This is a genomic window from Flexivirga alba (genome assembly GCF_042661025.1).
GTDB lineage: Bacteria > Actinomycetota > Actinomycetes > Actinomycetales > Dermatophilaceae > Flexivirga > Flexivirga alba.
Genome location: NZ_JBHSWH010000001.1, coordinates 2,836,861 through 2,851,570 on the forward strand (window position 1 = coordinate 2,836,861; position 14,710 = coordinate 2,851,570).

A 14,710-nucleotide genomic window follows, 5' to 3' on the forward strand; every position below is an offset into this window, starting at 1 on the left:
TCGACAGTCCGGTGACGAGGCGGGTGGCCGGCGATTTCGCCGGCCACCCGTTCCTCGCGGATCGAGTGTGGCGAGCTGCGCCCTGAGGAGCCCGTGAGGGACGAACGGGCGTCTCGAAGGGGGACGAGCCACGTATCGAGATCTACCTGCGCAGTCGCACCGTCAGCAACTGAAAAGGCCTGAGCCGTATGCCGATCGAGCCGTCGTTCACCTCGAGCCCGTCCGGCTCCATCGCGTCCTCCAACAGATCCACCTGGCGCACCTCGCGGACGCCGAAGCTCGGCTCGAGGGTCGCCACGGTCCGCGCACCGCGGGGTTCGTAGAGACGCACGATCACGTCACCAGAACCGTCCTCGGCGAGCTTGACCGCTTCCACAACGGCGCGACCATCGTGCACCCGCAGCAGCGGCTCGATCGATGATCCGGTCACCCGCCGCTCCGGCAGGTTGATCCGGTAGCCGGCTGCGACCGCGTCGATAACCTCGGGTGCCACCACCAGTGCGTAGCGGCGGTGGTGTCGCCCCTGGTCGGTCTCCGGGTCCGGGAAGCGCGGTGCCCGCAACAGCGACAACCGGATGGTCGAGAACGTCCCGCCGTGCGATGCCTCGTGACGGGTCACCTCGTGTCCGTAGGTCGCCGAATTCACCACCGCCACACCAAATCCCGGCTCGGCGACGTGCACGAACCGGTGCGCGCACACCTCGAAGCGCGCGGCGTCCCAGCTGGTGTTGGTGTGGGTCGGCCGACGGAGGTGGCCGAATTGCGTCTCGTATGCCGCGTCGGTCGCGTGCACGTCGACCGGAAGCGCCACCTTGAGCACCGTCTCCCGCTCGTGCCAGTCGACGTCGACGCTGCAGTCCAACTGCCGCGCACCGGGTCGCAGCGTCATCGTTTGTATGGCGCTGGACCCGCCGAAGACACGCCTGACCGTGACGACCGCGGCACCGTCGTCACCGACATCAACCCGCAGGTCCGTCACAGCGTCGAGGTCGCGAACAGTGTTGCGGTAGAACTCATCCAGGTCCCAGGCGTCCCATTTGTTCGGGAAGTCCTGGTGCAGTTGCAGCAGGTTGCCCCGCTCACCGGCTGGTATGACGTCTCGACCGCTGGACAGGTCGACCAGCGAGCTCACGTGCCCATGCACATCGAGCGTCACCCGAAGCACCTCGCTGGTCAGGATCACCTGACCGTCGATGTGCTCAACGACGACGGCCGGCCCCGCCGCAGCGACCGCTCCGCCGCCCAACGACGGCGCTGCATGATCGTCGAAAGGTGTTGCATTCACTGCAATTTCGGCATCACCCGACCCTGCGAGCAGAGCGAGGCGGCCTGTGATCAGCTCCTCGAGCTCGGCCTCCACGGCCGTGTAGTTCTCGGCAGCCTCGCGGTGCACCCATGCGATGGAGCTGCCCGGCAGGATGTCGTGGAACTGTTGCAGCAGAACGACTTTCCACAGGCGGGTCAGTTGTTCCGCCGGGTAGTCCGCAAGCCCGCGAACCGCGGCCGTCGTGGCCCACAACTCCGCCTCGCGCAACAGGTGCTCGCAGCGCCGGTTGCCCTCTTTGGTGCGCGCCTGGCTGGTGTAGGTGCCACGGTGCATTTCCAAATAGAGCTCACCGACCCAGACCGGTGCATCGGGATAGTCCGCCTCTGCTGCGGCGAAGAACTGCGACGGTGTCTCGATGGCCACGCGTGGCGAGCCGGCCAGATCGGCGGTCCGTGCCGCACGCTGCAACATCTCGCGAGTGGGTCCGCCGCCGCCGTCGCCATACCCGAACGGCACGAGGGAGCGGTTGGTCGCACCCTTGTCGCGGAAATTCGTTGCGGCGTGGGCAAGTTCGCGTCCGGTCAGCTCGGCGGTGTAGGTGTCGACCGGCGGGAAGTGGGTGAAGACCCGGGTGCCGTCGATGCCCTCCCATTGGAACGTGTGGTGCGGGAAGACGTTCTGCTGGTTCCAGCTGATCTTCTGGGTCAGGAAGTGCGTGCACCCGGCCTGCCGGACGATCTGCGGCAGCGCGGCGGAGTAGCCGAACGAGTCCGGCAACCACACCTCGCGACAGGTGATGCCGAACTTCTCGCGGAAGTATCGCTGGCCGAGCAGGAACTGTCGGGCCATCGCCTCGCCGCCGACCATGTTGGTGTCGGACTCGACCCACATGCCGCCGGTCGGCACGAAACGCCCGGCAGCAACGTGCTGCGCCAGCCGCTCGAAGACCTCCGGCCGGTGCTCCTCCAGCCATTCGTACTGCTGCGCGCTCGACATCGCATAGATCAGCTCGGAGTGCTCATCCAGCAACTGCGTCACGTTGGCGACCGTCCGTGCCACCTTGCGCACGGTCTCCCGGACGGGCCACAGCCACGCCGAGTCGATGTGCGCGTGCCCGATCGCACTGATGCGGTGCGCGGTGTCGGACCCGTGCCGCGCCAGCAACGCCGCCAGCTGCTTTCGCGCGGCGCTCGCGGTTCCGGAGACATCGGCCAGGTCGAGGCGGTCCAGCCCTCGCTCCAGCCCAAGCAGCAACTCGGCCCGCCAGCCGTCGTCGGTCGGTAGCTCGCGCATCAGGCCGTCGAGTACGTCGAAGTCCGCGGCCAGCTCCCAGACGGCGGTGTCACGCACGCAGGTCTCGGCACGTGCGAGCCGATAGAGCGGCTGATCGCCTGCGGTCGCCTTCTCGCCGAGGCCGGTCGGCAGGAACGGGTGCGGTTGCAGCACCAGGGGATTGGCGGCTGCCTCGACATACAGGTCGACCTCTGCGCCTGGCGCCACCGGGATCCAGCCGTTCATCGGGTTGAGGCCCTTCACCACACTGCCGTCCGGCCGGTAGGCAAGGCCCTCGGCCTGGAACCCGGGGAGTGCGGCGACCAGCCGAGGTCGACCACCACCTCGTGTGGTCCCGCATCGTCGGCCGGTGGCACGGTGCCGGTCAGGTGGAACCAGAACGTACCCCACGCTGGCCCCCATGGGTCGCCGACGGTGAACGGCTCGTATGACGCGCGGATTGCTTCGGCCGGTGGGACTGGCTCACCCTGGCCGCCACCGACATGCCAGGCCTCTACCTGCAGCGGCGCAACCGGGCGGTGCACCGCCGGCCGGATCCGCTCGGTCAGAACACGCGAGACGCGGTCCTCGATCAGCCGTCGTCGATCATGCACGCTGCGTAACTCCTGGGGACAGAGGCAATGGTTCCTGCCAACGTAGTTGACCCCCGACGGTCCGCAGGCCGAGTGCGTCCGACGACCCGCGGGTGCGTGCGAACGGCGCCGCGTATGGCAGGATCTACCGACCGCTACAAATGCCCCGTCCGGGTTCTTGCGCCCGCTGCGCATTTGCGTGTGTCGCCCGAAGAAGACTGATTCCAGCATCTACCGGAGGCTGCGCCGATGACCGACCTGTCCGTCCACTCCGAAGCCCCCAGCGGGTCATGCTCAAGCTTTCCGGGGAAGTCTTCGGTGGTGGCAAGATCGGGCTGGACCCCGATGTCGTGCGCGGTGTCGCCGAGCAGATCGCTGCCGCTGCGAACAATGGCGTGCAGATCGCGATCGTCGTCGGCGGTGGCAACTTCTTCCGCGGCGCCGAGCTGCAGCAGCGCGGCATGGACCGCACCCGAGCCGACTACATGGGCATGCTCGGCACGGTCATGAACTGCCTGGCGCTGCAGGACTTCCTGGAGAAGGAAGACATCGACACCCGCGTCCAGACCGCCATCACGATGGGTCAGGTCGCCGAGCCCTACATCCCGCGGCGCGCCATGCGGCACCTCGAGAAGGGCCGAGTCGTCATCTTCGGCGCCGGCGCCGGTATGCCGTTCTTCTCCACCGACACCGTCAGCGCGCAGCGCGCCCTGGAGATCCGGTGCGACATCGTGCTCATCGCCAAGAACGGCGTGGACGGCGTCTACACGGCCGACCCGAAGGTCGACCCGACGGCCACCAAGCTCGACGCCGTCACCTTCGCCGACGCACTGGCCAAGAACCTGCGGATCGTCGACGCGGCCGCGTTCAGCCTCTGCATGGACAACGACCTGCCGATGCGCGTCTTCGGTATGCAGGGGCCGGGCAACATCACCCGCGCGCTGCAGGGTGAGAAGATCGGCACACTCGTAAGTGCCTGAATAGACTCGGCACGGCATAACCCAATCACCGCAGAACGTAGAGAAGGTCAGCAACCATGGACGGCAGCATCGACGACACCCTGCTCGAGGCCGAGGTGAAGATGGAGAAGGCGATCGAGGTCGCCAAGGAGGACTTCTCCGCCATCCGCACCGGCCGCGCCAACGCCGCGATGTTCAACAAGCTGACGGTCGACTACTACGGCGCGCCGACCCCGCTGCAGCAGCTGGCCTCCTTCCAGACGCCCGAGGCGCGGACCGTCCTCATCCAGCCGTTCGACAAGGGCGCGATGGCGGGCATCGAGAAGTCGCTGCGCGAGAGCGACCTGGGCGTCAACCCCAGCAACGACGGCAACCTCATCCGGGTCGTGCTGCCCGCGCTGACCGAGGAGCGTCGTCGTGACTACATCAAGCTCGCCCGGACCAAGGGTGAAGACGCCAAGGTGTCGATCCGCAACATCCGCCGCAAGGCCAAGGAAGACATCGACCGCGCGGTCAAGGACGGCGACATCGGCGAGGACGAAGGCTCCCGGCACGAGAAGGAGCTGGAGTCGACCACCAAGAAGCACGTGGATGTCGTCGACGAACTCCTCAAGGGCAAGGAGGCCGAGCTCCTCGAGGTCTGAGGCCCGCTCGCAACCACCGCAGATGTCTGAGCCCCATTCACGTCGGGCAGCCCGGAAAGCGCGCACGGAGCCCACACCGGCCCCCGCCGCTCCTGCTGCCCACAACCCGACCCCGCGCGCCGGCCGTAACCTCTACGCCGCGATCGGGGTCGGTGTGCTGCTCGGGGCCATCGTGGTGCTCAGCCTGTTCGTCCGGAAAGAACTCTTCGTCGCTGTCGCGATGGCTGCGGCGGTCATCGGCTGCGTCGAGATGCTGCGTGCGATGGCGCACGGCGACCTGCACCCGCCGGCCATTCCAACGCTCGCGTCAGCGGCAGCACTGCCGCTGGTCGCCTACCTCTGGGGCGCCACCGCGCTGGCCTTCGCGGCCGTCTTCGCCGTCCTGCTGATCGTCGTATGGCGCTCGCTCGGCCACGCCGAAGGGATGCCCGCGGACATAGCCGGCGGTGCGCTGACGACGCTCTATGTGCCCGCGCTCGTCGGCTTCGCGATGCTGCTGCTCGCGGCGGACGACGGCCCGCAGCGGATCGTCGTCTTCATCGTGGTGACCATCTGCAGCGACATCGGCGGCTACATCGTCGGGGTTATCGCCGGCAAGCACCCGATGGCCCCCAGCGTCTCGCCGAAGAAGTCCTGGGAGGGCTTCGCCGGCTCTGCGACCGCATGCGTCGTCGGCGGCAGCCTCAGCGTGGTGCTGCTGCTCGACGGTCGCTGGTGGGTCGGCGCACTCCTCGGGGCGCTCGCGGTGGTGGCGGCCACCGTCGGCGACCTGTGCGAGTCGATGATCAAGCGCGATCTCGGCATCAAGGACATGAGCAACCTGATCCCCGGCCACGGCGGGCTGATGGACCGGCTGGACTCCCTGCTGGTCGTCGTCCCGGTCGCATGGGCCATCCTGACCCCATTGGTGGCGGTGAAATGACGAATGACTGATCTACCCACTCCTTCGACCAAGAAGCCCGTTCCCGGCCAGCTGACCTTCGCTGCGCCGCGCCGCGGAAGCCGCCGCAGCACCTGGCCGACTTCGACGAGGCCGGCCGCAAGGCTGCGGTGGAAGCCCTGGGACACAAGGGTTTTCGCGCGAAGCAGCTGTCGACTCACTACTTCGAGCACTTCGTCGACGACCCCGAGCAGATGTCCGACCTGCCGGCCGCGGGCCGAGCCGAGCTGGTCGACGCGATGCTGCCGAAGCTGCTGACCTCGGTGCGCACGCTGAACGCCGACGACGGTCGCACCGTCAAGCAGGTATGGCGCCTGTTCGACGGTGCCCTGGTGGAGTCGGTGCTGATGCGCTACCCGGGCAGGGTGACGATGTGCATCTCCAGCCAGGCCGGCTGCGGCATGAACTGCCCGTTCTGTGCCACCGGGCAGGAGGGCCTGACCCGCAACCTGACGACCGCCGAGATCGTCGGTCAGGTCGTGGCGGGTGCCCGCATGCTGCGCGAGGGTGCTGTTGCCGGCGGCGACGACGAGTCACGCGAGACGCCGTTGCGCGTCTCCAACGTCGTCTTCATGGGCATGGGTGAGGCCCTCGCCAACTACCGGCAGGCGATCAACGCCATACATCGGCTCGTCGACCCGGCACCTGCGGGCCTCGGTATGTCGGCCCGGCACGTGACGATGTCGACGGTGGGACTCGTGCCGGCTATCGACAAGCTTGCGGCAGAAGGAATTCCGGTCACGTTGGCATTGTCGCTGCACGCGCCGGACGACGAGCTGCGCAACGAACTCGTCCCGATCAATACGCGTTGGACCGTCGACGAGGCGCTCGACGCGGCATACCGCTACTACGAGAAGACGGGGCGGCGCGTGTCGATCGAATACGCGCTGATCAAGGACATGAACGACCACGCGTGGCGCGCCGACCTCCTCGGCCAGAAGCTGCGCGCCCGCGGCAAGGGCTGGGTCCACGTCAACCCGATCCCGCTCAACCCGACGCCCGGCTCCAAGTGGACCGCTTCCCGAAAGGGCGTCGAGCAGCAGTTCGTCGAGCGGCTGCGCGCCCACGGCATACCCACCACGGTCCGGGACACCCGCGGGTCGGACATCGACGGCGCGTGTGGCCAGCTCGCCGCCTCGACCGCCTGACCGAGGTCCGTGAGTCCGATGCCGAATCTGATGCTGAACTGGCGCCAGGCACTCGCTGTCGGGCTGGTGCTCGCGGCCCTCTGGCCGGTGCTGCGACGTCGCCGGCCGGGCATCGCGACCTTCTGCCGGGAGGGCGCGATCATCGCGTTCCTCTTCGCGTTCTGGCAGATCCTGCAGCAGGTCACCTCGAACGACGGCGGTGACGCGGTCGGGCGTGCGCACTGGATCGAGCGCGTGCAGTCGGCGATGTTCTTTCCGAACGAACGCAGCGTGCAGAACCTCATCCTTGGCCACGACACGATCGTGAAGTTGGCCAACCTCTTCTACGCCAGCATGCATTTCACCGGCATGGGGATCTTCCTGGTGTGGTTGTACTTTCGGCATCGTGACAGCTATCCCGCGGTCCGCACTACGGTCGCGCTCAGCACTCTCGGGTGCTTCTTCGTGCAGTTCCTGGCCGTCGCTCCGCCCCGGTTGCTGCCTGGGTATGTCGACACGGCGGAGCTCTACGGGCAGTCGGTCTACAACGCCGGCTTCTCGGTCGACAACTTCGGTGCGATGCCCTCGGTGCACGTGCTCTTCGCCGCCGTGGTCGGGTGGTATTCCTGGCGGGTCAGCACGTCACACTGGCGGTGGATCGGCCCGGCACACTTCGTGGTGACCGTGTTCGTGGTCGTTGCGACAGCCAACCACTGGTGGCTGGACGGCGTGGTCGCGATCGCGATCCTGGTCGTCGCGGCGTGGCTGCGCCGTGGCGTCCTCGCGCTGATCGACCGCTGGCGTATGACGCCACCGGCGCCACACGGGGCGTCGGTGGGCACCGACGCGAAGGTGCCGGCTACTGCTCCTTGAGCGTCGCCGACGGGTGGATCGACCCGATGATGTAGGGAATCGCGGAGCGCTGGGAGATGCCCAGCTTGCGCAGCACGTTGCCGACGTGGACCTTGACGGTCTTCTCCGAGATGAACAAGCGGGTCGCCAGCTGCCGGTTGGACAATCCGTCGACCGCGATGAGCATTGCGATCTCCAGCTCTCGGGTGGTCAGGCCGGCGGTGATGTCCTTCGGTGTCGTCTGCTCGATGCGGACCGTCTGCATGGCGTCGGCGAGCCGCAGGTGTAGCCGCTCGCCAGAGGCGCGGGCCTCGTCCAGGGCACTGCGTTGTTCGACGAGCTCTGCCGTGTCCGGTAGCTCGATCGCGTGCAACGCCAGTCGCATTCGTTCGAGTTCGGCGGTCAGGGTGCGCAACATCTCGGCTTCGTCCCGAGGCTGGGTGCTGTCCAACTCGGGGTAGAGCTCGTAGAGCCCCAAGTCGTCGGCGAAGCTGCGGTCCTGCGTCATCTCCCACACCAGCGCACGACCGAGCCACTCCATCGCGCGGGCCGTCTCGCCGTCGAAGGTGTCCGCAGTGGAGTTCTCGACACACATCATGCCGAGGATCTCGCCGGACTCCGGGTGCCTCAGGGGCACCACGAGGACGTCGAGAATCGGACGCCCGGAACTCCAGCCCATCCGGGCGCGTCGTCCGTCGTCCTGCTTGTAGCGATACTGCTGGCCGGTCGAGCGGATGTATTCCGACAGGCCGTTGGGGCCGAACTGCTGCACGTCCGCGCTCAGGAACTGTTTGTTGTCAACGCAATACGGGATCGACAGCGTGGTCGGACCGATGTAGTGACCGATGTAGAAGGTGTCCACCTGGGTCAGTGCGCACATCGCCGCGCGACAGGCGGCATACCGCGTGATCATGTCTCCGCGATCGCAGAAGCGCAGCCGCCGGTCCGCCGCGCGCAGCACGGAGACCGCGAACGGCGAGAAGCTCTCGGCCGAGTGTGCGCGGGCATCGGTCACGGTGCCTTGCCGCCTTCCGTCGGTCGGTGGGTGCATTCCTGTGCGGACGCTATGTCTGCAATTGTGCTGCAAGCTGTCTCGACGTCGCCAACCAGGTGTATGGCGCCCGCCATCGGTCGGTCCGCCGCCAGTGCCTGCAACACGTCCCAAACGGGAACCTGGGTGCTCCAGTACTGCTCACCGACGAGCACCAGGGGCGGCAGCACGTTCCGTGCCGAGTCGGCGTAGTAGAGCGCGGTCGCGACCTGGAAGATCTCCTGCACGGTTCCCGCAGCGCCGGGCAGCACGATGATGCCGCCATTGCAGACCCGCAGCAGGATGTCTTCACGCAAGGCGTTGGAGAAGAACTTCGCCATCCGGTTCGCGAACGCGTTCGGCGGCTCGTGGCCGTAGAACCACGTCGGTATGCCGAGGCTACGCGGCGCCCCGGTGTCCGCGGTGACGTTGTCGCGCACCTCGAACGCGACGCGCGCCCAGGCGGTGATGTCCGGCCGGAAGGACGGCACTGTCGCGAGTTGTTCGATGGCCGGGGCAAGCAGCGCAGGATCAGTGCACAGCGCACCGAGATTCGCGGCCTCCATCGCACCGGGTCCACCACCCGTGGCGACGACCGCGCCCGCCGACGCGAGGGAGTGCCCGAGATTCGCGGCCGCCGTGTAGTCCGCCGACCCGCGCTGAACTGCGTGCCCGCCCATCACGCCGACAAGCGTTCTGCCATCGACGAATTCACCCAGCGCGTCGCTGATGCTGTCGTCGTGTATGGCGCGCAACAGCGACGAGTAGACGTCCTGGTCCGGCTCGAGTGACCAGTGGTAGGCGCGTGCGTCAGGGGTTGCGTCATACCCGTGCTCGTGCAGCCCGGCATACAACTCGCGTGGGCGGTAGAGGCGGGACCGCCAGGCATCGAACGGCACGCCGGGGTCGGCAGGGAAGACCAGGGCGCCATGCAGCCGCAGGTGACGGTGCAGATCGTCGCTCATCCGACCGCCGAGCACGACGACACCGGTGAAGTCGTCGATCCCGAGAAGTTCGGTCTCGACCTCGGTCAGATCGAGGTCCTGCAGCCGCAGGTCACAGACGGACGAACCGTCGGCGAGCAAACGCCGCAGCTTCGCAAGGGATTCGACCTCGGTCGTGGACACCTGACGATTCAACCTGATGGGTTCGGCCGCAGAGGTCACGATCCGATCACAGGCCTCGACTCGTGCCAACCGGATGGGACAATGAGGCGTCTTCCACACAGTCGGGCGCGGTTGCGTCGGACACCACTCGGGGATCGCGACTTTCGTCGCGGAAAGGTAGGAAGCCACATGAAGCGCACCACGGTCACCTTCACCATCGGAGCACTTCTCGTCGCCGGAGCGGCCGTTGTCGCGCCGACTCAGGCGTCGGCGCTCGAGCGCGGCCATCACGCGCCGTCCGTGCAGATCCCGGCTGTCCACCAGGCAGGCTCGACCACCACGCATCGGACGACTCCCACGGATACTCAGCTGGTCGCCACCGCGATCCGGCACAGCAACCTGCTCGGCGCCGTCAAGCCGAGCAACGTTACCGTCAGCCAGGTGAAGTTCACCGGCGATCAAGCGTGGGCCTCGGCACTCGCGACACCGAAGAACGGTCAGACCGACCCGGCGCAGGTGCTGCTGCAGAAGTCCGGCAGCACGTGGACCGTCCGTGACCTCGGCACCGCGAGCATCGGCTGCGGAATCGCTCCGCAGACCGTCCGCGACACCCTCGGGCTGCACGGCCCCTGCTGAGTTCTCTGCTACGACTCCTCGCAACACAGGAAGGGACCCCGGCGAACGAGTTCGCCGGGGTCCCTTCCTGTGTTGGTCGTCGTCTCCGCGGCCGTCCGCTTTTCGTTCAGTCGCCTTGTCGTGGGCTGTCGGCACACAGAGGTGGCCGAGGAGTCGGGGGAGCGAAGCGGAGGAGACGTCTCGAGGTCCCGCCCGAAGGTGGCCGAACGGCATAGCGAGGTGGCCGAGGAGCGACGAAGGAGCGTCTCGAGGTCCCGCCCGGAGGTGGCCGAACGGCATAGCGAGGTGGCCGAGGAGCGACGAAGGAGCGTCTCGAGGTCCGGCCCTGCCACCGCACACTGTGCAGGCCGGAGACACTCCGTTGACAGTGGCGGTGTTCCGGGCCAGCACATGGGGCGGTATGCCGCACGTTCTGCATACCTGGGGTGGCGCGGCGGCGTGACGGGTACGGGCGTCCTGCAGAGAGTGCGCCGGGCGCTCCCGCACGATCGGCATACCCGCAATGACCCGCAACGGCCCGGGCCCGGAACCCAGGTGACCTCGGATCGAATCACGGGAGGGTGCTGTCACCGCGCGCAGCTACCTTCGGTGCGTGATCACCACTCTCGCGGTTAGCGGCTACCGGTCGCTGCGGGACGTCGTGGTGCCGCTGAGCCCGCTCACCGCCGTGACCGGCGGCAACGGCAGCGGGAAGTCGTCTCTCTACCGGGCGTTGCGGCTGCTGGCTCAGTGCGGCGAGGGACACGTCGTCAGCACCCTGGCACGCGAGGGCGGGTTGCAGTCGGCGCTGTGGGCAGGGCCGGAGTCACTATCCGGCGCCCGCCGGGGTGCACCGGTCGAGGGCACGGTCCGCAAGGGACCCATCAGTCTCCGAATGGGTTATGCCAGTGACGATTTCGGCTATCTGGTCGACCTCGGCCTTCCGCAGCCGACCGGATTGCCCACTGCCTTCCAGCGCGATCCACAGGTCAAGCGTGAGCTGATCTTCAGCGGCCCGGTCATGCGGCCGGCGACGGTGTCGGTGCGTCGGAGGCGGGGTTCGGTGCAGGTCCGCGACGGACGTTCGTGGTCGGATGTGACCGACGGGTTGGCGCCATACCGAAGTGTGCTGGGGGAGTATGCCGACCGGCAGGTCGCGCCGGAGGTGTTCGCGGTGCGCTCGGCGGTCCGTTCGTGGCGCTTCTACGACGGTTTCCGGGTCGACGCCGACGCGCCCGCGCGTCGCCCCCAGGTGGGCACCCGTACCCCGGTCCTGTCGGGTGACGGGTCGGATCTCGCCGCCGCCGTGCAGACGATTCTGGAGAACGGTTTCGGCGACCTCGAGCGCACCATCGCCGATGCGTTCGACGGGGCCACTCCGCAGGTGCTGATCACCGACGGGCTCTTCGACGTCGCGATCGCGCAGCCTGGCATGCTGCGTCCGTTGCGGGCGGCGGAGCTGTCTGACGGCACGTTGCGCTACCTGCTGCTGGCAACTGCGTTGCTCACCGTCGAGCCACCGCCAATGATGGTGCTCAACGAGCCGGAGACCTCGTTGCATCCGTCGCTGATCCTGCCGCTGGCCAGACTGATCCGGCAGGCGGCGCTTCGCTCCCAAATAGTGGTCGTGTCTCATTCACGTGTGCTGATCGAGGCGCTTCGCGCCGACGACGACCTACTCGGTGAGGTCGTGCTCGCCAAGGATCTTGGTGAGACCGTGGTCCAGGGCCAGGGTTTGCTGACCCGGCCGTCGTGGGAGTGGGGTTCGCGCTGAAGGTCGCTCGGTGATGCACACTGAGAACATGGTTGACGAGCAAGCCGGGGTGACGGTGACCGGAGTCGGATCCGTCCGTGTGCCGACGACCGAGGCTGCGGTCCGCGTGCGGATCGAGAGCAGACAACCACAGCCCGGTGCTGCACTGCGCGACGCGGGTGCCGCCGTGACCAAGGCATTCGAGGTGTTGCGCGCCGTCGGCATCCCGGACGCCGACGTGCGCACCGAAGCCGTGAGCGTGTCGCCGCACAAGGTCTGGTCCGAGGAGACCGAACAGATCCGTGGGTATGACGCACAGCAAACCGTCCGGGTGCGTGTGACCGACCTGTCGCTGTTGGACCGGTTGCTGGGGGAGTTGGTCGACGCGGGTGGAGCCGCGCTGCAGATCGACGACGTCTCGCTCTCGGGCGAGGCGACCGAGAGCGCACTTGCCGAAGCACGCCAGGAGGCAGTGGAGCACGCGCACGCCAAGGCCACGGACTACGCGCGCCTGACCGGCCGCGCCCTTGGCCGAGCGGAGTCGGTCGTCGAGCTCGGCGGAGTGCTCAGGCCGCCGCTGCCACGGGGTCGAGCGATGATGGCCGCAGCGGCGCCGATGCCCGTGGCCCAAGGAGAGGACAGCTCCACCATATCCGTCCAGATCCATTGGAGTTTCAAATGATTCACGGTCACCGCTGATCGTGGATCATCGATTCATTGCTGCTCGCGACGGCGTGTCGCTTCAGGTCGCCGCGACGGTCGATGGTCCCGATGTCGTCGTGCTTTCCGGCGGCCCGGGGTGCGTGCATTACCTGGCCGATGAAAGCCTTGCGCCGCGTGGTTTCCGGGCCTGGTTTCCCGATCCTCGCGGTGTCGGACGTTCCGGTGGCGGTGGTCACGACCTGGCGACCGCCATAGCTGATGTGGAAGATATCCGCCGGGAGCTCGGACTTGAGACGTGGCTCGTGCTCGGCCACTCGTGGGGTTCCGATCTCGCGGTCCGATACGCCCTCGACCACCCTGATCGCGTCAGCGGAGTCGTCGGCGTTGCTGGTCGCGGCTTGCAGTACGACCGGTTCTGGTCCGCCGAATACGAACGTCTGCAGCACACTGAGGACGTCTTCGATATCGACTTCGTGCCGGAGGTGCACGAGGCGTTGAAGGCTTCGTTCCGCGGGTGGATCCACGAGCCCGAACTCTTTCGGGCGCTGGCGGACTCACCAGTGCCGATGCGGTTCGTTGCCGCGGCCGAGGACATCCGGCCGAGTTGGCCGCTGCGGCAACTCGCCGAGTTGGTGCCGTCGGCGCGCTTCAGCGAAGTGCCGGGGGTGGTGCACAACTTCTGGAGCACCGATCCACCGGTGTGGGTCGCGACCGTGACTGCCGCCTGCGCCGAGCTGACCAGGGCCGTGGCAGCTCAGGGCGCGAAGGGGTAGCGCCGCGCCAGGCCGGGCAGCGCGCGTTCGGCACGCTTCGACAGCGCGCCATCGAAGGATGAAACATCAACAGCAACAATACTTTTGACCGGTTTGCGACGCCAAGTGGCGACAGCAGCACCACCGTCCAGCAGGGCTGCTTTGAACATGCCGTTGCCGCCTGGAACCACCTGCTCCATGTGCTGCTTGTCCAGGGTCGGGGTGCGGTCGGCATACCCGAGCAGGATCTCGTCGAAGGCGGGCGTGAGTTGCGGTCGGAGCGTCGCCGCATCGTGTTCTTCCCAGGCGGCGATCGTCTCGGGTGCGACGAAGTATGCCGTGCCGTCCACCACCAGCTCGACCAGGTCCGCACGCACCGCATCCCACACCGGCGCCAAGTCGCGCTGCAGCACGCCGCTCCACCACCGGAAGTCAGCGACCGTGGCAGGACCGTGCGAGCGAAAGTAGCGACGTGCCCAATCAGCAATGTTTGCAGCACGATCCACCGGCTCGGACGTGCGGATCCATTCGTCGAAGAGGACAAACTGCTGCTGCCTGCCGACGATGGGTCCGAGGACCAGATGTGCGCGCAGGCAAAGTGCCTGCAGCAGATGTGCACCGCGCTGGCCGGCGGTGGCGATGCCGTGCGCCTCCCAGTGCGCGAAGAGACCGGGACGGTCGACGCCGCGCCCGCCACGGAGTCGTTCCTCCGCGGCCATTCGCGCCGTCTCGATGTCCTGCGCCGTGATCCCGAGTTCCGAGTGCCGACGCCGAGCGGAGTGCAAGATCGACTCCCCGTTGAGTGCCAGCATCCAGCGCAAGTCCGTCGCAGCGACCAGGTGCAATGTGCCCCGCATCGGCCAGGACCGAACGATGTCACCGGCGTTCAGCGCCGCATCGACGTCGCCGACCGCACATCCTGACCGCAGCGCGACCGCGGATCGTCCGGACCGAAAGTCCTGCGCTTGCAGGCAGGTCATGTGCTGCACGGCTTCCGCCGGGCTCGATGCTGTCGCAGGGACGAGGCGCTGCGCGACGAGGCGCAGCCGGCCGACATACCGCCGTGCTCGGGGAGTCCGGAGGACGGTGGGTTCGGTCATCGCAACAGCCTAGAAGTGGCAGCGGACCGAAACCGTC

The 14,710-nt window shown here is 67.5% G+C and carries 11 protein-coding genes and 2 pseudogenes; 9 read left to right on the plus strand and 4 right to left on the minus strand.

Annotation, left to right across the window (positions count from 1 at the left end; genetic code table 11):
• Positions 1-142 precede the first annotated feature (142 nt).
• Positions 143-3,153, minus strand: a pseudogene (locus ACFQDH_RS13890) (alpha-mannosidase).
• A gap of 269 nt (positions 3,154-3,422) precedes the next feature.
• Here ACFQDH_RS13890 and pyrH point away from each other — a divergent pair.
• The 5 genes and pseudogenes from pyrH to ACFQDH_RS13915 all read left to right on the plus strand — a co-directional run bounded on the left by pyrH (position 3,423) and on the right by ACFQDH_RS13915 (position 7,675).
• A complete protein-coding gene (gene pyrH / locus ACFQDH_RS13895) occupies positions 3,423-4,112 on the plus strand; it encodes a UMP kinase (RefSeq protein ID WP_382402259.1) in 690 nt (229 codons plus the stop codon).
• A gap of 56 nt (positions 4,113-4,168) precedes the next feature.
• A complete protein-coding gene (gene frr / locus ACFQDH_RS13900; protein ID WP_382402261.1) occupies positions 4,169-4,735 on the plus strand; it encodes a ribosome recycling factor in 567 nt (188 codons plus the stop codon).
• A gap of 22 nt (positions 4,736-4,757) precedes the next feature.
• Positions 4,758-5,657: a phosphatidate cytidylyltransferase gene (locus tag ACFQDH_RS13905; protein WP_382402263.1), complete on the plus strand. Its 900-nt coding sequence runs from the start codon at positions 4,758-4,760 to the stop codon at positions 5,655-5,657.
• Between the two features lie 3 nt (positions 5,658-5,660).
• A pseudogene (gene rlmN, locus ACFQDH_RS13910) lies at positions 5,661-6,823 on the plus strand (dual-specificity RNA methyltransferase RlmN).
• A gap of 18 nt (positions 6,824-6,841) precedes the next feature.
• Complete coding sequence (locus ACFQDH_RS13915; RefSeq protein WP_382402265.1) at positions 6,842-7,675, plus strand: phosphatase PAP2 family protein; 834 nt, start codon at positions 6,842-6,844, stop codon at positions 7,673-7,675.
• Here ACFQDH_RS13915 and ACFQDH_RS13920 read toward each other — a convergent pair.
• Positions 7,662-8,669: a LuxR C-terminal-related transcriptional regulator gene (locus ACFQDH_RS13920; RefSeq protein ID WP_382402267.1), complete on the minus strand. Its 1,008-nt coding sequence runs from the start codon at positions 8,667-8,669 to the stop codon at positions 7,662-7,664. The two genes, ACFQDH_RS13915 and ACFQDH_RS13920, sit on opposite strands and share 14 nt — an antisense overlap.
• Entirely contained in the window at positions 8,666-9,811 is a 1,146-nt protein-coding gene (locus ACFQDH_RS13925) for an LOG family protein (RefSeq protein WP_382402269.1), read from the minus strand. Before ACFQDH_RS13925 ends, ACFQDH_RS13920 begins: the two co-directional genes overlap by 4 nt.
• A gap of 168 nt (positions 9,812-9,979) precedes the next feature.
• Between ACFQDH_RS13925 and ACFQDH_RS13930 the strand changes: the two genes are divergently transcribed.
• From ACFQDH_RS13930 to ACFQDH_RS13945, 4 genes are all read left to right on the plus strand, one after another.
• Positions 9,980-10,426 (plus strand): hypothetical protein, encoded by a 447-nt coding sequence (locus ACFQDH_RS13930; protein ID WP_382402271.1) that lies wholly within the window; start codon positions 9,980-9,982, stop codon positions 10,424-10,426.
• Between the two features lie 592 nt (positions 10,427-11,018).
• Positions 11,019-12,179: an AAA family ATPase gene (locus tag ACFQDH_RS13935; protein WP_382402273.1), complete on the plus strand. Its 1,161-nt coding sequence runs from the start codon at positions 11,019-11,021 to the stop codon at positions 12,177-12,179.
• Between the two features lie 28 nt (positions 12,180-12,207).
• Positions 12,208-12,840: an SIMPL domain-containing protein gene (locus tag ACFQDH_RS13940; protein WP_382402275.1), complete on the plus strand. Its 633-nt coding sequence runs from the start codon at positions 12,208-12,210 to the stop codon at positions 12,838-12,840.
• A gap of 19 nt (positions 12,841-12,859) precedes the next feature.
• Complete coding sequence (locus ACFQDH_RS13945) at positions 12,860-13,594, plus strand: alpha/beta fold hydrolase (RefSeq protein WP_382402277.1); 735 nt, start codon at positions 12,860-12,862, stop codon at positions 13,592-13,594.
• On the opposite strand, the gene ACFQDH_RS13950 is transcribed toward ACFQDH_RS13945, so the two are convergent.
• Positions 13,576-14,673 (minus strand): winged helix DNA-binding domain-containing protein, encoded by a 1,098-nt coding sequence (locus ACFQDH_RS13950; RefSeq protein WP_382402279.1) that lies wholly within the window; start codon positions 14,671-14,673, stop codon positions 13,576-13,578. The two genes, ACFQDH_RS13945 and ACFQDH_RS13950, sit on opposite strands and share 19 nt — an antisense overlap.
• Between the last annotated feature and the right edge of the window lie 37 nt (positions 14,674-14,710).